Annotated in this window: 13 protein-coding genes, 1 tRNA gene and 1 pseudogene; 9 read left to right on the top strand and 6 right to left on the bottom strand. The window is 75.3% G+C overall.

Annotated elements, in window-relative coordinates; genetic code table 11:
- Window positions 1-64 precede the first annotated feature (64 nt).
- Entirely contained in the window at window positions 65-640 is a 576-nt protein-coding gene (locus tag ACFY07_RS18940) for a TerD family protein (RefSeq protein ID WP_390869839.1), read from the top strand.
- A 73-nt stretch (window positions 641-713) separates the two neighbouring features.
- Window positions 714-1859 carry a DUF475 domain-containing protein gene (locus ACFY07_RS18945; RefSeq protein ID WP_390869840.1) on the top strand — a complete coding sequence of 382 codons (1146 nt, stop codon included), beginning with the start codon at window positions 714-716 and terminating at the stop codon, window positions 1857-1859.
- Between the two features lie 302 nt (window positions 1860-2161).
- Here ACFY07_RS18945 and ACFY07_RS18950 read toward each other — a convergent pair whose 3' ends face one another.
- Complete coding sequence (locus tag ACFY07_RS18950; RefSeq protein ID WP_390869842.1) at window positions 2162-3229, bottom strand: DUF2637 domain-containing protein; 1068 nt, start codon at window positions 3227-3229, stop codon at window positions 2162-2164.
- Window positions 3230-3562: 333 nt separating this feature from the next.
- On the opposite strand from ACFY07_RS18950, the gene ACFY07_RS18955 reads away from it, so the two are divergent.
- Window positions 3563-4282 carry a Tellurium resistance gene (locus ACFY07_RS18955; RefSeq protein WP_390869873.1) on the top strand — a complete coding sequence of 240 codons (720 nt, stop codon included), beginning with the start codon at window positions 3563-3565 and terminating at the stop codon, window positions 4280-4282.
- A gap of 78 nt (window positions 4283-4360) precedes the next feature.
- On the opposite strand, the gene ACFY07_RS18960 is transcribed toward ACFY07_RS18955, so the two are convergent.
- On the bottom strand, window positions 4361-5266 hold the full coding sequence (locus tag ACFY07_RS18960) for a TerD family protein (RefSeq protein ID WP_390869844.1): 906 nt from the start codon (window positions 5264-5266) through the stop codon (window positions 4361-4363).
- Window positions 5267-5730: 464 nt separating this feature from the next.
- Here ACFY07_RS18960 and ACFY07_RS18965 point away from each other — a divergent pair, with 464 nt between their 5' ends.
- The 4 genes and pseudogenes from ACFY07_RS18965 to ACFY07_RS18980 all read left to right on the top strand — a co-directional run bounded on the left by ACFY07_RS18965 (window position 5731) and on the right by ACFY07_RS18980 (window position 11987).
- Window positions 5731-6972 carry an HpcH/HpaI aldolase/citrate lyase family protein gene (locus tag ACFY07_RS18965; RefSeq protein WP_390869846.1) on the top strand — a complete coding sequence of 414 codons (1242 nt, stop codon included), beginning with the start codon at window positions 5731-5733 and terminating at the stop codon, window positions 6970-6972.
- A 354-nt stretch (window positions 6973-7326) separates the two neighbouring features.
- Window positions 7327-10106 (top strand): annotated as a pseudogene (locus ACFY07_RS18970) (phosphoribosyltransferase); the annotation flags it as partial.
- 223 nt (window positions 10107-10329) lie between these two features.
- Window positions 10330-11220: an HAD family hydrolase gene (locus ACFY07_RS18975; RefSeq protein ID WP_230649730.1), complete on the top strand. Its 891-nt coding sequence runs from the start codon at window positions 10330-10332 to the stop codon at window positions 11218-11220.
- Entirely contained in the window at window positions 11217-11987 is a 771-nt protein-coding gene (locus tag ACFY07_RS18980; protein WP_390869848.1) for a GDSL-type esterase/lipase family protein, read from the top strand. Before ACFY07_RS18975 ends, ACFY07_RS18980 begins: the two co-directional genes overlap by 4 nt.
- A gap of 409 nt (window positions 11988-12396) precedes the next feature.
- On the opposite strand, the gene ACFY07_RS18985 is transcribed toward ACFY07_RS18980, so the two are convergent.
- Both ACFY07_RS18985 and ACFY07_RS18990 read right to left on the bottom strand, forming a co-directional pair.
- Entirely contained in the window at window positions 12397-12615 is a 219-nt protein-coding gene (locus ACFY07_RS18985) for a zinc ribbon domain-containing protein (protein WP_390869850.1), read from the bottom strand.
- Window positions 12616-12819: 204 nt separating this feature from the next.
- Complete coding sequence (locus tag ACFY07_RS18990) at window positions 12820-14184, bottom strand: hypothetical protein (RefSeq protein ID WP_390869851.1); 1365 nt, start codon at window positions 14182-14184, stop codon at window positions 12820-12822.
- A 236-nt stretch (window positions 14185-14420) separates the two neighbouring features.
- Here ACFY07_RS18990 and ACFY07_RS18995 point away from each other — a divergent pair.
- A tRNA-Val gene (locus tag ACFY07_RS18995) sits at window positions 14421-14492 on the top strand.
- Between the two features lie 103 nt (window positions 14493-14595).
- Here the strand turns inward: ACFY07_RS18995 and ACFY07_RS19000 are convergent.
- Both ACFY07_RS19000 and ACFY07_RS19005 read right to left on the bottom strand, forming a co-directional pair.
- The gene (locus ACFY07_RS19000; RefSeq protein ID WP_390869852.1) at window positions 14596-15345 is read right to left on the bottom strand and encodes a tyrosine-type recombinase/integrase; all 750 of its coding nucleotides are present in this window, start codon (window positions 15343-15345) and stop codon (window positions 14596-14598) included.
- A 39-nt stretch (window positions 15346-15384) separates the two neighbouring features.
- Window positions 15385-15735, bottom strand: a complete 351-nt coding sequence (locus ACFY07_RS19005; protein ID WP_390869854.1) for a hypothetical protein — start codon at window positions 15733-15735, stop codon at window positions 15385-15387.
- 170 nt (window positions 15736-15905) lie between these two features.
- On the opposite strand from ACFY07_RS19005, the gene ACFY07_RS19010 reads away from it, so the two are divergent.
- Window positions 15906-17411, top strand: coding sequence for an ISL3 family transposase (locus ACFY07_RS19010; RefSeq protein ID WP_390869856.1), 1506 nt, complete (start codon window positions 15906-15908; stop codon window positions 17409-17411).
- Window positions 17412-17558 lie beyond the last annotated feature (147 nt).

Raw genomic sequence — 17558 nt, forward strand, 5'->3', positions numbered from 1 at the left:
GAGGAGCCGGTCCGGTGTGCACGGGAGATCCCGCCGCCGCGCGGGACACGGGAGGAAGAACCACATGGGCGTCACGCTCGCCAAGGGGGGCAATGTCTCCCTCACCAAGGCCGCACCCAACCTCACCCAGGTCCAGATCGGCCTGGGCTGGGACGCACGCTCGACCACCGGCGCGCCCTTCGACCTGGACGCCAGCGCCCTGCTGTGCGCCAACGGCCGGGTGCCCGGCGACGAGTACTTCGTCTTCTACAACAACCTCAAGAGCCCCGAGGGCTCGGTGGAGCACCAGGGCGACAACCTCACCGGCGAGGGGGAGGGCGACGACGAGGTCGTCGTCGTCAACCTCGACCTGGTGCCGCAGCAGGTCGACAAGATCGTGTTCCCGGTGTCGATCTACGAGGCCGAGGCGCGCATGCAGTCCTTCGGCCACGTCCGCAACGCCTACATCCGGGTCGTGAACCTGGCGGACGGCAGCGAGCTGGCCCGCTACGACCTCACCGAGGACGCCTCCAGCGAGACCGCGATGATCTTCGGCGAGCTCTACCGCTACCAGGGCGAGTGGAAGTTCCGGGCGGTCGGACAGGGGTACGCGTCGGGCCTGCGGGGTATCGCCCTAGACTTCGGAGTCAACGTTCAGTAAAAAACTGCGGGCAGTGCGGGGGAAAGACGACCTGTCGCTGGCCTGACCACCGACGAAAGGTAGACGTACTCCCGTGTTCTTCCGCACTTTCGGATGGTCCTTCGCCATCACGGTCGTCGGACTCGTCGTGGCCGGCCTCGTATGGGGCCCCACCGGGTTCGGCGTCGTGGCGATCCTGTCCGTCCTCGAGATCTCGCTGTCGTTCGACAACGCAGTCGTCAACGCCTCGGTGCTCAAGCGGATGAGCCCCTTCTGGCAGAAGATCTTCCTCACCATCGGCGTGCTCATCGCCGTCTTCGGCATGAGGCTGGTCTTCCCGCTGCTGGTGGTGGGGCTCACCGCGCACATCGGCCCGGGGACCGTGATCGACCTCGCGCTCCACTCGGACAAGACCTACGACGGCCTCACCTACGCGCAGCACCTCCAGGAGGCCCACCCGGCCATCGCGGCCTTCGGCGGGATGTTCCTCCTGATGATCTTCCTCGACTTCATCTTCGAGGACAAGGACTACCAGTGGCTGCGCTGGATCGAGCGCCCCCTGGAGAAGGTCGGCAAGCTCGACCAGCTCTCCGTGCTCATCGCCATGGTGGTGCTGGCCCTGTCGGCCAACTTCTTCGGCGACGGCCACGCCGAGACGGTGCTGCTGGCCGGCCTCCTCGGCCTCGTCACCTACCTCGCGGTCAACGGCCTCGCCAACGTCTTCGAGGGCACCCTGGAGGACGAGGACGAGGACGAGGGCGAGGACGAGGCCGAGGAGGGCGAGGCGGCGGAGAAGGCCCCCGCGTCCGCGGGCGCCAACGCGTCTGTCGCGGGCGTGGTCGGCAAGGCCGCCTTCTTCCTCTTCCTCTACCTCGAGGTCCTGGACGCGTCGTTCTCCTTCGACGGCGTCGTCGGCGCCTTCGCCATCACCAGCGACATCTTCCAGATCGCGCTCGGCCTCGGCATCGGCGCCATGTACATCCGGTCGCTGACCGTGTACCTGGTCCGCAAGGGCACCCTGGACGACTACGTCTACCTGGAGCACGGCGCGCACTACGCGATCGGCGCCCTGGCGATCATCCTGATGGTCTCCATCAAGCACGAGATCCCGGAGATCGTCACCGGCCTGATCGGCGTCGCCTTCATCCTGGCGTCGCTGGCCTCCTCGATCCTGCGCAACCGCCGCCTGGAGGCGGCAGGGGGGCCGTCGGAGCCCGAGAGGGTGACCTCCGAGGTCTGACGCGTGCACCGGCGGCCCGGCGGCAGCCGGACCGCCGCCCGCTCCCCGAGCACCGCCCGCGCCCTGCGCACCGCCCCGCCGCCCGAACCGGGCGGCGGGGCGGTGCCGTGTCCGGGGCGGCCCGCCCGGCCCGCCCCCGCAGCCGGCCCGGGTCCCCCGCGGACGCGGGCAGCCACCGCAGGCCCCCGGGAGGGCCCCGGAAACGCCCCCGGGGCGGCCGGCCGGCGTGTGCCGGGCGCGGCCGCCCCGGGGGCGGAGGGGCGTGCGTGGAGGCGCCTGGGCCGGGAGGCCCGGGTCGTCCGTCAGCCCAGGGTCTGCTCGATCGCCCGCAGCTTGCGCTCCAGGGAGTCCAGCCGCGGCATCGCCAGGGTGTCGTCGTCGGCGGTGAGGTCCACCGTGCGGCCCGCCGGCAGCGCCGCCGACTCGGGGGCGGCCGTGACGGCCCGCCGCCCGGTCACCGAGGCCGGCTCCAGGGCGGCCGCGCCGACCGCGCTCTCCGCCGCTCCTGGGGCAGGCTCCGTAACGGGCTGCTGCTCCCCGGCGGTCAGCGCCGGAACCTGGCGCCCGCCGCGGCGGCCGCTCCACACCCGGCCCTGGCGGGCGATGGCCTTGAGCTCGGCGCGCTCGCGCCGGTCCGCGGCCCGGGCCCGGACCTTGGAGTCCAGCTTCTGCTGCCGCTCGTCGCGGACCTCCTCGACGGCCTCGTCCAGGCTGCGCACGCCCTCCAGCAGCATCAGCGACCAGGCGGCGTAGGTCTCGCGGGGGGCCCGCAGCCAGCGGACCATGCGGATCTGGGGGAGCGGGCGCGGCACCAGGCCCTGCTCGCGCAGGGCGGCCTTGCGGGTCTGCTTCAGCGCCCGGTCGAAGAGGATCGCGGCCGAGATGGACATGCCGGAGAAGAACTGCGGGGCGCCGTCGTGGCCGCCGCCTCGCGGGGCGTGGACCCAGTTGAACCAGGCCGAGGCGAAGGCGAAGAGCCACACCAGCAGCCGGGAGCCCAGGGCGGCGTCGCCGTGGCTGGCCTCGCGGACCGCCAGCACCGAGCAGAACATCGCGGCGCCGTCCAGCCCGAACGGCACCAGGTACTCCCAGCCGCCGGACAGGTTGAGGTTCTCCCGTCCGAAGCCGACCAGCCCGTGGAAGGAGAGCGCCGCGGCCACCGCCGCACAGCAGAACAGCAGCACGTAGGAGGCGATGCCGTACACCATCTCCTTGCGGCGGCGGCGCTCCTCGCTGCGCTCCCAGGAGTCCTGGTTCTGCGCCTCGGCGGGAGTCCGCTTGGTGCGGAGCATGACGAGGAGGATGGCCGTGAAGAGCAGCGCGGCGCCGCCGACGACGGCCCAGACCAACTGTATGGAGGAGAGAGTCATGTGCGGAGTGAGCCTCGGCTTTCCGGCCGTGCAACGGGCAGGTGAGGAGGGTGTCCTGACGTGCGGTCGCGCCGCCCGGGGCGGCGGGGGACACCTGTGCGGCATGACGATATCGCGTCCGGGGGGCCGCATAGTAAGCGGTGAGGCGGAGGGCGGCGGGGGCGGTCGGGCGTTTTCCGGCCGAGTACGGAAAGCTGGTGCCCCGGGCACGTCGCGCGGGTAGTCCCTGGGTGGCGGCGCACCGCCGGCCCGCCGCAGGGCGGGGCGGGTGCGACGTGTACGGACGACGGCTGTACGGGCTTACGGGTGTGGGGGGTGGCATCGGTGACTGCGCTGTGGGACTACCTGCGGCGGTCTCGGCAGGCCGTGGAGGCGGCCGGCCTGCACAAGGTGACGCTGACGAAGGCGTCGCCCCTGGTCTCGCTGACGGACCAGGGGGCGGTCACCGGACACCTGCAGATCAACCTGCACTGGACGATGCGTCAGGCCGACCTGGTGCAGCAGCGCGGCGGCCTGCTGCGGCCCGGGCTCTTCCGCCCGACGCAGCCCCAGGTCTCCACCCGGCCCATGGTCAACGTCGACCTCGACCTGGCCTGCATGTACGAACTGGCCGACGGCAGCCGGGGGGTGGTCCAGCCCCTGGGCAACCTCCTCGGCGACCTCCGGCGGCCCCCGTACATCAAGATCAGCGGCGACGACCGCTACGGCGCCCCGTCCGGCGAGACCATGTACATCAACCTGGACAAGCGGGACAGCTTCAAGCGCCTGCTGGTCTTCGTGTACATCTACGACGGCACGCCCGCCTTCGACCGCACCCACGCGGTGGTGACGCTCTTCCCCTACGTCGGGCCGCGGATCGAGGTGGCGCTCGACGAGCGCGCCCCCCAGGCACGCTCGTGCGCGGTCGTCATGATCGAGAACAAGGACGGCAACCTGACGGTCCGCCGCGAGGTGCGCTACGTCTACGGGTTCCAGGCCGAACTGGACCGGCTGTACGGCTTCGGCATGCAGTGGCAGCGGGGCTACAAGACGCCGCAGGGCACACCCGAGTGAGGGAGCCGCCCCGGCTGCCCCGGACACCCCGGCTGCCCCGGGGCGGCCGCCCGGTGCCGCCGGGCGGGCCGGACCCGCTCAGCGCGGCTGGAACTGGGGGCCCTGCGGCGGCAGCGTGAACACCGCCGGGTCGGGCTGCGGGGGCTGCGGCGGCTGCGGCTGCGGCTGCAGCGCCTGGGGCCGGAGGGGCTGGAACGGCTGCTGCGGGGGTGCGGACGGCGCCCGCGGCGGCGGGGGAGGGTACGCCGTGGCCGGATCCGGCCGGGGCGGCTCCCAGGCGGGCGCGGAGGGTCCGTCGGGGGACCCGGCCACGGCGGGCTGCTGCGGCGGGGCCGCCGGGTCCTCCCGCTCCGAGGGCGGCGCCGGCGCGGGCCCGGGTGGCGCCGGCGCGGTGGCCGCCTGCGCGGGGGCGGCCGAGGCCGCCCCCGCCGGTACCGGCCCGTCCTCCTCCACCGCGATCCCGAAGTCCGTCGCGAGCCCCGCCAGTCCGCTGGCGTAGCCCTGGCCGATGGCCCGGAACTTCCAGCCGTCGCCCCTCCGGTAGAGCTCGGCGCAGAGCAGCGCGGTCTCCTCGCCGGCGTCCGCGATGTCGAACCGCGCCAGGGGCTCGCCGTCCTCGGGCGCCGCGGCGTCGTACAGCAGCACCTGCAGGTCCGGCACGGCGCCGAAGGGGCCCTCCTCGGCGGAGCCGGCGAGCACCACCCGGTCCACGTCCGCCGGGAGCTGCGCCAGGTCCACCTCGACGGTGTCGGCGACCGCGCCGCCGACCCGCTGCTTGGCACGGTGGCGCACCAGGCCTGACGGGTGGTGCGGCTGGTTGTAGAAGACGAAGTCCTCGTCGGAGCGGACGCTGCCGTCGGCCCCCAGGAGCAGCGCTGAGGCGTCCACGTCGGGCGCGCCGGACGCCGCGCCCCAGCGCAGCACGGCGCGCACCGCGGCGGCGGACAGCGGGATGTTGGAACCCTTCACCATGACCTGCGTCATGGCGCACCATCCTGCCCGGTGCGGGGCCCCGCGGACAACGCGCCCTCCCGTCGGCGCTCCCTCCCCGTCCCGAGGGGCCTCCCGGCGGCCCCCGGGACGCCGCGCGGCGGCCGGGGGACGGCTCCGCCTGTGAACCGGAAGGCAATGCTCCGATAATTCGATGGTGCGGGTCTGGATTCCGGACCCGGGGTACGTACGATGGTCGGCCAACGGCCTCCGGCCCGCGGGGCGCACGGCGGACCCATGGAACGGCTGCCAGGGGGTAGCGGGGGAGTCGTGCGGTCGCGGCCGCCGCCGTGGTGCACACCGCAGGGCGCCGCCGCAGCCGTCCTGCCCCGTCCCGGCCGCCGGGTCCCACCCCTCCGCGCGTCCGCACCGACGCACGCCCGCACGCCCGCACACCGACCGACCGCCACCGGCCATCACCCCCGCGACCCGCGGGACGGACCACCAAGGGAGAGCACATGCGCCACTTCGGGCACCTGGACGACGACGTCCGGCAGAGGCTCTTCCACCGCGAACCCGAGCACTTCACCCGCGGCGCCGACCCCGCCGTCCTCGCCACCGCCCTCGGCGCCACCCTCTACAGCCCCGCCACCCGCCCCCGCCTCCTGGAGGACGTCCGCAGGCAGGCCGCCCGCGGCGTCGTCTCGATGGTGCTCTGCCTGGAGGACGCCATCGACGACCGCGACGTCCCCGCCGGCGAGGCCAACCTCGTCGCCCAGCTCCGCGCACTCGCCGACGCCGCGGAGCACGGCGGCCCGGCGGACGGCACCCCGCACCACGGCGGCCCGGCGGACGCCACTCCCGAGGACGACGGCGACTGGCCGCTGCTCTTCATACGGGTCCGCACCCCCGAGCAGATAGGCGACCTCACCCGCCGCCTCGGCCCCGCCCTGCGGGTGCTCTCCGGCTTCGTGCTGCCGAAGTTCACCGAGGACTCCGGTGCGGCCTTCCTGGAGGCGCTCGCCGCCGCCGAGGCCGCCTCCGGCCACCGCCTCCTCGCCATGCCGGTCCTGGAGTCCCCCGAGCTCGCCCACCTGGAGACCCGCCGCGACGTGCTGACCGGCGTCGCCCGCGTCCTGGAGAAGTACCGCGACCGGGTCCTCGCCGTGCGCCTCGGCGTCACCGACCTGTGCTCCGCCTACGGCCTGCGCCGCTCCCCGGACCTCACCGCCTACGACGTCGCCCTCGTCGCCTCCGTGATCGGCGACGTGGTCAACGTCCTCGGCCGCGCCGACGGCACCGGGTTCACCGTCACCGGCCCGGTGTGGGAGTACTTCCCCGTCCACGAGCGGATGTTCAAGCCGCAGCTGCGCCGCTCGCCCTTCCTCCTGCAGACCGACCCGCCCGGCGAGGCGGTCCGCCGCAGGATCATCGAGCACGACCTCGACGGCCTCATCCGCGAGATCGAACTCGACCGCGCCAACGGCCTGCTCGGCAAGACCTGCATCCACCCCAGCCACGTGCCCGCCGTGCACGCCCTCTCCGTGGTCACCCACGAGGAGTTCTCCGACGCCGCCGACATCCTCCACGAGGACCGGTCCGGCGGCGGCGTCCTGAGGTCCGCGTACACCAACAAGATGAACGAGGTGAAGCCGCACCGCGCCTGGGCGCAGCGCGTCATGCTGCGCGCCTCCGCCTTCGGCGTCGCCCGCGAGGACGTCACCTTCGCCGAGCTCCTCTCCGCGTGCCTGTGCTCCTGAACGCCCCGCCCGCGCGCCGGGCGCCCCCGTCCGCACGCCCCCGGGCCGCCACCGCTCCGGACACCCGCCGGACGGCCCGGCGACACCCCGCCGTCACCGCCGCATGGTCACCTGGGCCCCGACCTCGGTGACGGTCCCCGCGGCGGGGCACGTACCGTCGTACGGGCGTTCCCGGCCGGCCGCCCGCGGCCGGCGTGCGCCCCGCGGGGCCGCCCGGCCCCGGACGGACCCCGGGGCGCACCGCCGGACACCCCCGCCACCGCGGACGGCGCCCCGCCGCGGACGACGGGGAACCGCGGACGGCAGGGACGACAGAGACCGCAGAGACGACAGAGACGACAGAGAGCAGGGACCTTGACCCACCAGGACACCTGGACCGGCCAGTGGGTGGCCGACCGCCTCGGCGTGCGCGTGGACGGCGACCCCGCCCTGCGCGGCCTCCTCGGCCTCGCCCTGCGCCGCAACCCCCGCCGCGCCCACCTCCTGGTCTCCACCGTCCTCGGCAAGCACGTCCCCCAGCTCCCCGCCGCCGTCCACGGCGCCGGCCTGGCCCTCGGCGCCCGGGTCCGCGACCTCCTCGGACCGGACGAGGCCCGCCGCGCCGTCGTCCTCGGCTACGCCGAGACGGCCACCGCCCTCGGCCACAGCGTCGCCGACCGCCTCGGCAGCGCGCCCTACCTGCACTCCACCCGCCGCCCCGTGGCCGGCGTCGAACCGGTGGGCGGGTTCGAGGAGGAGCACTCCCACGCCACCTCCCACCTGCTGCTCCCCGAGGACCCGCACCTCCTCTCCGGCGGCGGGCCGCTGGTGCTGGTCGACGACGAGTTCTCCACCGGCCGGACCGTCCTCAACACCATCCGCGCCCTGCACGCCGCGCACCCCCGCGACCGCTACGTCGTCGTGTCCCTCGTCGACATGCGCGACCCCGGGCAGCGCGGGCACCTCGCCGAGGCCGCCGCCGCACTCGGCGCCCGCCTCGACCTGGTCGCCGCGGCCTCCGGCACCGTCCACCTGCCCGCCGACGTCCTGCCCCGCGCCCAGGCGCTGGTCGAGGCGCACGATGAGGCCCACGGCGGGGCCCACGGCAGGACCCGTGACGGGGCCGCCGCCGGCACCGGCCCCGCCCCCCTCGTCCGCGCCGGCCTCGACTGGCCCGCCGGCCTCCCCGACGGCGGCCGCCACGGCTTCACCCCCGAGCACCGCCGCCGCCTGGAGGCCGCCCTGCCCGGCCTCGGCCGCCGCCTCGCCGCCGCCCTCACCGGCACTCCCCGCCGCGTCCTCGTCCTCGGCTCCGAGGAGCTGATGTACGTCCCGCTGCGCCTCGCCGAGGCCCTCGGCCACGCCCTCGGCGACCGCGCCGAGGTCCGCTTCTCCACCACCACGCGCTCACCCGTCCTCGCCGTCGACGACCCCGGCTACGCCATCCGCACCCGGCTGGCGTTCCCCGCCCACGACCGCCCCGCCGACGGCCCCGGCACCCGCTACGCCTACAACGTGGCGCCCGGCGCCGACCCCTCCCGGCGCTTCGACGCCGTCGTCCTCGTCGTCGACGACACCGCCGACACCGCCGAGCTCCACCGCTCCGGCGACGGCCTCGCCGCCCTCCTCACGCAGGTCACCGACCAGGTCGTCCTGGCCGTCGTCCCCTCCCGCCTGCCCGGCCCCCGCACCCCGCGGGGAACCGGAACGGCCCCCCGGGACGTTGGAACACACCGGACCCACCCGGGCCCCGAGCCCCTCCGTACCGGGCCCGCCCGTACCGGGCCCGCCGGTACCTGACCCGCCGGGCCCCCTCCGCCCCGAGCCCCCAGCCCCCGACCTCCGGCACCCGACCTCCGGCCCCCGGCCCACCGACCCCGCACGCACCGGCGGCAGCGACCCCGGCCACCCGCCCGAACCATTCGGCGCCCACACCGAAGGCGAGCATGACCACGATGCCGAGCACCGCCGTCCCGGCCCAGTCCCGGGCCGCGGGAGTGCTGCCCGGGCCCCTGCACGGGCCCCGGTTCTCCTCCTACGCCGCCCACGAGGTCTCCTGGCTGCTCACCGACCTCTCCGACGTACCCCTGGAGGCCCCCACCGAGGAACGGGAGGAGGCCATCCAGTCCGGCGGCGCCCACTACGCCGAGATGCTGCCGGTGGAGTACCAGCCGAGCCCCGACTACCAGGAGCTCTTCCACCAGGCGCTGCGCGCCTCCGCGCCCCGCATCGCCCGCGCCGTCGGCGCCGTCACCGAGACCCTCCTCGCCGAGCGCGGCACCCGCTCCGACAGCGGCGGCGTCGTCCTCGCCTCCCTCGCCCGCGCGGGCACCCCGGTCGGCGTCCTCATGCGGCGCTGGGCCGCCTACGCCCACGGGGTCGACCTGCCCCACTACGCCGTCTCCATCGTCCGCGGCCGCGGCATCGACCCCGTCGCCCTGCGCTACCTCGCCGCCCACCACGACCCGCTCGACGTCGTCTTCGTCGACGGCTGGACCGGCAAGGGCGCCATCACCCGCGAACTCCACGACGCCCTCGACGGCACCGGCTTCGACCCCGGCCTCGCCGTCCTCGCCGACCCCGGCCGCTGCGTCTCCACCTACGGCACCCGCGAGGACTTCCTCATCCCCTCCGCCTGCCTCAACTCCACCGTCTCCGGCCTGGTCTCCCGCACCGTGCTGCGCACCGACCTCATCGGGCCCGACGACTTCCACGGCGCCAAGTACTACCGCGAACTCGCCGCCGCCGACGTCTCCCGCGCCTTCCTCGACACCGTCGCCGACCACTTCCCGGCCGTCCGCGACGACGCCGTCCGCGACGCCGCCGACCTCGTCGAGGCCGACCCCGCCGACCGGGCCCCCACCTGGGAGGGCTGGGCCGCCGTCGAGCGGATCAGCGAGGAGTACGGCATCGGCAGCGTCAACCTGGTCAAGCCCGGCGTCGGCGAGACCACCCGCGTCCTGCTGCGCCGGGTGCCCTGGCGGGTCCTCGCCCGCCGCGGAGCCGGGTCCGACCTCGACCACGTGCGCCTGCTCGCCGCCCAGCGCGGCGTCCCGGTCGAGGAGGTCGACGACCTGCCGTACTCCTGCGTCGGCCTCATCCACCCCCGGTACACCCGCGGCGCCACCGGCGACGACGGCACCGCCGCCACCGCCGGCGTCACCGCCACCGCCCTGCCCGCACCATCCCCGGCAGGTGACGCCCGGTGACCGCCCCTGCCCGTCGACGCCCCGCCGCCCGCTTCCCCGCCGCCCGCCTCCCGGCCGCCCGCCCGCCGTCCGCCGGCGGCCCCGACCGCACCCCCGCCGCGGCGCCGTCCCGGGGGGCGACCCCCGCACCCCCGGCCGCCGTCCGCCCCACCCCGGAAGGCGCCGCCCGGTGACCGCCCCCCGCCAGTCCGCCGCCCGCTTCCTGGTCGCCAGCGACCTCGACCGCACCCTCGTCTACTCGCCGCGCGCCCTCGCCCTCGGCGTCCCCGACGAGGAGGCCCCCCGGCTGCTCGCCGTCGAGGTCCACAACGGCAGGCCGCTCTCCTTCATGACCGAGCACGCGGCGGAACTCCTCGTCGAGCTGGCCCGCTCCTGCGTCTTCGTCCCCGCGACCACCCGCACCCGCGCCCAGTACGGGCGGATCAACCTGCCCGGCCCGCACCCCGGCTGGACCCCCCGCTACGCGATCTGCGCCAACGGCGGCCACCTCCTCGTCGACGGCGAGACCGACCACGACTGGCACGCCGACATGCGCGGCCGCCTCGCCGACGCCTCCGCCCCGCTGGAGGAGGTCGTCCACCACCTGGCCCTCACCGCCGACCCCGAGTGGACCCTCAAGCGCCGCGTCGCCGAGGACCTCTTCGCCTACCTCGTCGTCGAGCGCGAGCAGCTCCCCGAGCACTGGCTGGGCGAACTCACCGCCTGGGCCGCCGAACGCGGCTGGACCGTCTCCCTCCAGGGGCGCAAGGTCTACGCCGTCCCCGCGCCGCTCACCAAGAGCGCCGCCCTCGCCGAGGTGGAGCGCCGCACCGGCGCCGCCACCGTCCTCACCGCCGGCGACTCCCTCCTCGACGCCGAACTCCTCCTCGCCGCCGACGCCGGCTACCGCCCCGGCCACGGCGAACTCGCCGAGACCGGCTGGACCGGCCCCGGCGTCACCGCGCTCCCGCAGGTGGGCGCCGCGGCCGGCGAGGAGATCGTCCGCCGCCTGCTGGAGCACGTGCGGGAGGGCGTGCCCGTCCGCGACGGCGGCCTCGCCCCGGCCGCCGGGCGCCGGTGACCGGTCCGTCCGCCGCCGGGGCGCAGGCCGCCGCACCGGCGCAGGCCGCCGCCGGGACGCCGGTCCCGGGCGGCGGGCCCCTGCGGATCTGCTTCCTCGGCGACTCCTTCGTCCAGGGCGTCGGCGACCCCCAGTACCGCGGCTGGGTGGGCCGGGTGCTCGCCGCCACCGCCGCGGCGGACCCCGCCCGCGACGTCACGGGCTTCAACCTGGGCGTCCGCCGCGACACCTCGGCCGACGTCCTCGCCCGCTGCTGGGACGAGACCCGCCGTCGCACCGCACCCGGGGCCGACCACCGGCTCGTCGTCTCCTTCGGCAGCAACGACGCGGTGGAGGAAGGCGGCGCACCACGTGTCCGGCCCGCCGACACCGCCGACACCGCCGGCCACCTCGGCCGGCTGCTCGCCGGGGCCGCCGACCGCGGCACGGGCGTCCTCGTCGTCGGCCCGCCGCCCGTCCACGACCGCGGCGCCGCGCACCTGCGACGGCTCCTCGACCTGGAGGAGCGGCTCCGCGACGTCTGCGGCCGGGCCGGCGTGCCGTGGATCCCCGTGGCCCGGCTGCTCGCCGGGGACCCGGACTGGCAGGCCGAGGCGGCGGCCGGCGACGGAGCCCACCCGGGCGAGCGGGGCTACGACCGCCTGGCCGACCTCGTCCTCACGGGCGGCTGGCACGACTGGCTCGCCGCCCCGGGCCGCCCTGCGGCCACCGGCCGTGCCCACGGCCCGGCCGCCGTCCCCCTGCCGTCCGCCGACGCGTCGCGCTGAACGCCGCCCGGATCCGCCCACCGTCCACCGTCCACCGTCCGGCCGGGAAGCGCGGCCCCGGTCCCCGGGAGCACGCAGCGCCGGGCGCTCGCCGCGCTGCGCCTGAGGCCGGTCGCCGAGCGGACGCGCAGAGGCCGTGAAGGCACCGGAAGCCGGCTTGGGCCGTCAGGGCGGCGGCACGGCCCGGCAGCCGCCGAACGGGCCGAGGCGTGCAGCACCCGCGCACGGGACCCCCGCACGCGGACCTCCCGCACGCGGGCCCCCCGCACGCGGGACCAGCTGCACACGGAACCACCCGCGCACGGACCGCGGGGCCGGAGGCCGCCCCGGCCGGTCCCGGCGGGACGGGAAGCCCCCGGGTCGGCCGCAGTCACGGGCGGGACCGCCGCTCCTCAGCCCGAGGAGCGCGTCACCCGCAGCAGCCCCCGCCGCAGCAGCCGCCCCCGCCCCCGGACGGGGCGGCGGCCGCGCCGCCGGAGGCCGTGCCGGTCACCGCGACGGTGGAGAGCAGCTTCACCGTGTCCTCGTGCCCCTCGGGGCAGACGGCCGGCGCACCGGACTGCGACATGGGACGGCGGAGCTCGAAGGTGGCGCCGCAGGAGCGGCACCGGAAGTCGTAGCGAGGCATGGCGACAGCGTACCCAGACGCCCCCGCCCCGCCGCCCGACCCGCACCGGGATCCGTCCCCCGCCCGCCGCACGGCCCCGCCCGCAACCGGCACGGCCCCGCAGTCCGCCCCTGCTGCACGGTCCTGCTCCGCCGCCCGCCGCAGAGCCCGACGCCCGACCCCGCAGGCTCCCGCTCCCGTTCCCGTTCCCGCCACCGGTCCGCGTCAGCGGCCGCCGGTGCCCATGTCCTCCCGGATCCGCTGCACCACCCGGGCCGCGGTCTCCCGCACCGCCGCCGTCTCCTGCAGGAAGTGCCAGTAGTCCGGATGCCGGCCCGTGAGCCCGGCCACCGCCCGGTCCAGCCGCTCCACCGCCGCGTCCAGCGGAGCCGCGTGCCGCGGGTCCGGTGCGCTGCGGCCCGTCATCGCCAGCCGCTGCGCGTCCCGCACCGTGAACCGGGTCCGCTCGATCTCCGCCTTCGGGTCCCGCTCCACCTCGGTCAGCTGCCGCAGCCGCTCGCCGACCGCCGCCACCGCCCCGTCCGAGGTGTTGAGCAGCGCCCGGGCGGTGGCCAGCGCCGCCGTCGCGTCCGCCCACCGCTGCTCGTCGCGCGCGACCGCGGCCTCGTCCACCCTGGCCCGTGCCGCCGCCACCGACTCCGCGGTCTGCCGCGGCACCCGCTGCAGGTCCTGCCAGCACTCCGCGCTGAACCGGCGCCGCAGCTCGCTCAGCGTCGGGTCCAGCGTGCCCGCCCTGGTCTCCAGCGCCTGCATCCGGGTCCGCAGGCTCACCACCCGGCGGTCGACCTCACGCGCCCGCTCCGGCAGGTGCTCGGCTTCTCCCCGCACCGCCTCCGCCCGGCGCAGCACGTCGTCGGCCCGCCGCAGCGTCTCCTGCACGCCGTGCCGGCCCGCGCCCTCGTTCAGTCGGGTCAGCTCCGGGGCCAGCGCCGCCAGCCGCGCCGCCATGTCGTCCGCCCGCAACCCGGCCTCCCGGACCGCGTCCAGGGCGGCCGTCGCCGCCAGCAGCGCCTGCTTCGCCCGCTCCACCGCCGGGACCACCCGCGCCAGCTCGCTCTCGGCCCGGCCCAGCAGCGGCTCCAGCGTGCGGTGGTACGCCTCCAGCTCGCCCTTCGTCCGCTGCAGCTGCTGCCGTGCCTGGTCCAGCTCGCGACGGGCCCGGGCCGCTGCTCCCGTCTCCAGGCCGTCGGCGTCCAGGTCGTGCGCGTCCAGGGCGGCGATGTACGCGCTGCTCACCTCGTCCACCCGCCGCGACAGGTCGTCGAACTCGCCGACCGCCCGCCGCGCGAGCGGCGAGGTGTCGACGGCCTTCACGGTCTCGACCGAGATCCGCACGTCGCGCTGGGCCGAGTCCAGCTCGTAGAAGGCCTGCGCGGCGGCGTCCCGGGCGGCCTGCGCGTCGGCCCGCATGTTCTCGTTGCGCCGCCACCACGAACGCGTCCCCCCGCCCGGGTGCGACATCGGCGCGGCCGCCACCGCCACCGCGGCGAACCCCGCCAGCAGGGGCAGCGGCGCGACCAGCCCGCCCAGCACGGACCTGCGGCGCCCCCGCGTGATTCCCGCCGTCACATCGCACTCCAAGCTCGCCCACGCCCGGCGCGGCCCCCGCCCGTACGGCAGTTCGGCCGTCGGTCCGCTGATCGGCTCCCCATTGTCGCCGAACCCATCCTCCCACCCGCCGCCCCCCGTCAACCCCGCCCGCCGCCCCCGTCCCGCCCGCCCGGCACTGCAGCGCTCCACCCCCCGGAGCAGGTACGCTGACCTCTCGCTGCGATCGTGCCGCTCCCCGGAGCCCACGTCCGCGCGGGCGCATAGCTCAGTGGTAGAGCACTGCTCTTACAAAGCAGGGGTCGGCGGTTCGAAACCGTCTGCGCCCACCCGATCCGATCACGACGAAGGCCCAGGCCACCGGCGGTTTCGCCGAGGCGCTGGGCCTTTGCCGTTCCGGACGCCGTGAGCGGTCGGCGGCCGTCGTGCCAGTCACGTGCCAGATGCCGCCCCGGGGCCCCCGTCGCCGACGCGGCGGATCAGCCCGTCGACGTGCGCGGCGATCTCCTCGTCACGGCCGGCCAGGAGGTGCTGGTAGACCAGCGCCGCCCGGGTCGACGAGTGGCCCATGCGTTGCATCAGCTCCCGCGTGCTGGCCCCACTCGACGCTGCCAGGGTGTTCCCGGTGTACCGCAGGTCGTGGAAGTGCACCCCATCGAGCCCCGCCGCAGCGACCGCGGCCGTCCAGGTGTCCCGGAAGTTGCTCCGCCGAAGTGCGCCGCCCCGGGGCCCGACGAAGACCAGCCCCGACCGCCCCGGCTGCGAGTACCGCCCCAGGTGCTCGCCGAGCACGGCGACGAGCGAGACCGGGAAGACCACCGTCCGGACGCCCGCCGCACTCTTGGGCGCCTTCACCAGCAGGCCGGCCCGCGTCTCCACCTGCGCCCGCCGCACCTGCACCCGGTGGCGCTCCAGGTCCACGTCGCTGCGCTGCAGCGCAGCCAGCTCCCCGAACCGCAGCCCGGAGAACCCGGCCAGTAGCACCAGGGCCCGGTACCGGTGCGGGATCGCGTCGGACACCCGGAACACCTCGTCGACTGTCAGCACCGGCCGTTCCGGGCTCCGCGTCGTCCCGGCGCCCTTGATCCGGCAGGGGTTGCGCTGCACCAGCTCGTCGTCGACTGCGGTGTGCATGATCGCGCGGAGCACCTGGTACGAGCGAACCACGGTCGGCTCACCCACCCCGGCCTCCAGCAAACCGGACCGCTAGGACCGCACCCGCTACGTGGTGATCTCGTCGACCGACAGCCGTCCGAGGGCCGGGAGGACATGCAGCCGCAGGGCCACCTCGTGACGCTCCCGCCTGCTCACGGCCAGTTCCCGCTCCCGCAGCCAGGCCGCGGCGTACTCGCCGAAATTCACCTTCCCCGAGTCCGGATTCACCCACCGGCCCCGGCTCACGTCCGCCTCGACCTGCGACAGGGCCACCTCGGCATCCCTCTTCGTGCCGAAGGTGCGGTCAGCCGTGCGGGTGAGTCCCGTCTCCGGATCCGGGAACCGCACCTGCCAGCGGCCCGACGGCAGCTTGCGGACCGACCCGAAACGGCGGCGCCTTCCTCGCTCGTTCGGCATCAGGCAACCCTCCCCATCCGGTTCCGGCCCATGGTCACCGGCTGCACGGTGTTTGCGTCGATGTACGCCGGGTCTGTACAGCCAGCGGCTCTGTCCCGTAATCGGTGGTAACGAACGGTGACGAGCGTCGTTGGCATGGTGTGCGAGATGTCAACGAGCTTGTGGACCTGGTGTTCTCGGGGTTATCGGCGCTGGTCGTCGAGGATGTGACGGAGGAAGGCAGGGCCATCCGGGTGACGGTCCGGACGCAGGGCGGGCCAGTGTCGTGTCCGGCGTGCGGGGCGCTGACGGCGAAGGTCCACGGCTTTCACCAGCGGACGGTCGCGGACGTGCCGGTGGACGGGCGGCGGGTCGTCGTCTTCGTGCGGCTGCGGCGCCTGGTCTGCTCGGTGCTCGACTGCCGGCGGCAGACGTTCCGCGAGCAGGTTCCCGGACTCCTGGAGCGCTACCAGCGCCGCACCAACCGCCTCACCGACCAGCTCGGCATGGTCGTCAAAGAGTTAGCGGGCCGAGCAAGCGCCCGCCTGACCTGCGCTCTTGCTGCCAGGATGTCGCGTTCGACGGCTCTGCGGCTGCTGATGCGGCTGCCGCTTCCCCCGCTGCGGGTGCCGCGGGTGCTGGGCGTGGACGACTTCGCGCTCAAGCGCCGCCACCGCTATGCGATCGTCCTGACCGACGCCGAGACCGGCGAGCGGATCGACGTGCTTCCCGGCCGTAGCGCCGACACGCTTGAGCGCTGGCTGCGTGAGCACCCCGGGGTGAAGATCGTCTGTCGGGACGGCTCGGGCCCGTACGGCGAGGCCGTCCGCCGGGCCCTGCCCGGTGCGGTGCAGGTCAGTGACCGGTGGCACCTGTGGAAGAACCTGTGCGACAAGACGCTGGCCGAGGTCCGCTCCCACAGTGCATGCTGGGTGACTGCCAACCCGCCCCGACCCGCGGGAATGCGCGAGCTGACCACCCACGAGCGCTGGCACCAGGTCCACGACCTGCTCGGCAAGGGCGTCGGCCTGCTCGAATGCGCCCGCCGCCTGAACCTCGCACTCAACACCGTCAAACGCTATGCCCGGACCCGCGAGCCCGAGGTCCTGCGCAGGGCGCCGCGCTACCGGCCCACCCTGGTCGACCCCTACCGCGACCATCTGCGCGTACGCCGGGCCGCAGACCCTGCCGTCCCCGTGCTCCAGTTGTTCCGCGAGATCCAGGAGCAGGGCTACACCGGCAGCCTCAACCTGCTCTACCGCTACATCACGCAGGGCCGGGCCGAGGGCGACCGGCCCGTCACCACCCCGCGCCGGTTCACCCGCCTCCTCCTCACCCGCCCCGACAACCTGCGGACCAAGGACACCGAGCTCCTTCGGGAACTGCTGGCCGCTTGCCCCGAGATAACCGAACTCTCGCAGCTCATCAGGGCTTTCGCTCAACTTCTCACCCCGGCAGAGGGAAACGACACCAGGCTCACCGAGTGGATCGCAGCCGTCCGCGCCTGCGACCTGCCCCACCTGCACGGCTTCGCAGGCGGCCTCGAGCTCGACCGCGCCGCCGTCAACGCCGGCCTCACCCTTCCCCACCACAACGGCCGCACCGAAGGCGTCAACACGCGGACCAAGAGGATCATGAGGCAGATGCATGGCCGAGCCGGGTTCGCCCTGCTCCGCCACCGCATCCTTCTCCAGTGACCACACAGCGCTACCACCGATTACGGGACAGAGCCGAAGACCGTACAGGGACGCCGGAAACGCTGCGCTGATCACCTCGGAGACAGGAAAATCAGCCCGGGTGCCCCGGTCAGCCGATGGGTCTGCGATGCCAGTGAGCTCGTCGTA

The sequence above is a fragment of the Streptomyces sp. NPDC001380 genome (assembly GCF_042895785.1).
Lineage (GTDB): Bacteria > Actinomycetota > Actinomycetes > Streptomycetales > Streptomycetaceae > Peterkaempfera.

Excerpts from the sequence above, each read along its gene's own strand:
- ACFY07_RS18940 (WP_390869839.1), top strand. The coding sequence starts at position 65 with ATGGGCGTCACGCTCGCCAAGGGGGGCAATGTCTCCCTCACCAAGGCC.
- ACFY07_RS18950 (WP_390869842.1), bottom strand. The coding sequence starts at position 3,229 with ATGACTCTCTCCTCCATACAGTTGGTCTGGGCCGTCGTCGGCGGCGCC.
- ACFY07_RS18960 (WP_390869844.1), bottom strand. The coding sequence starts at position 5,266 with ATGACGCAGGTCATGGTGAAGGGTTCCAACATCCCGCTGTCCGCCGCC.
- ACFY07_RS18965 (WP_390869846.1), top strand. The coding sequence starts at position 5,731 with ATGCGCCACTTCGGGCACCTGGACGACGACGTCCGGCAGAGGCTCTTC.
- ACFY07_RS18985 (WP_390869850.1), bottom strand. The coding sequence starts at position 12,615 with ATGCCTCGCTACGACTTCCGGTGCCGCTCCTGCGGCGCCACCTTCGAG.
- ACFY07_RS19005 (WP_390869854.1), bottom strand. The coding sequence starts at position 15,735 with ATGCCGAACGAGCGAGGAAGGCGCCGCCGTTTCGGGTCGGTCCGCAAG.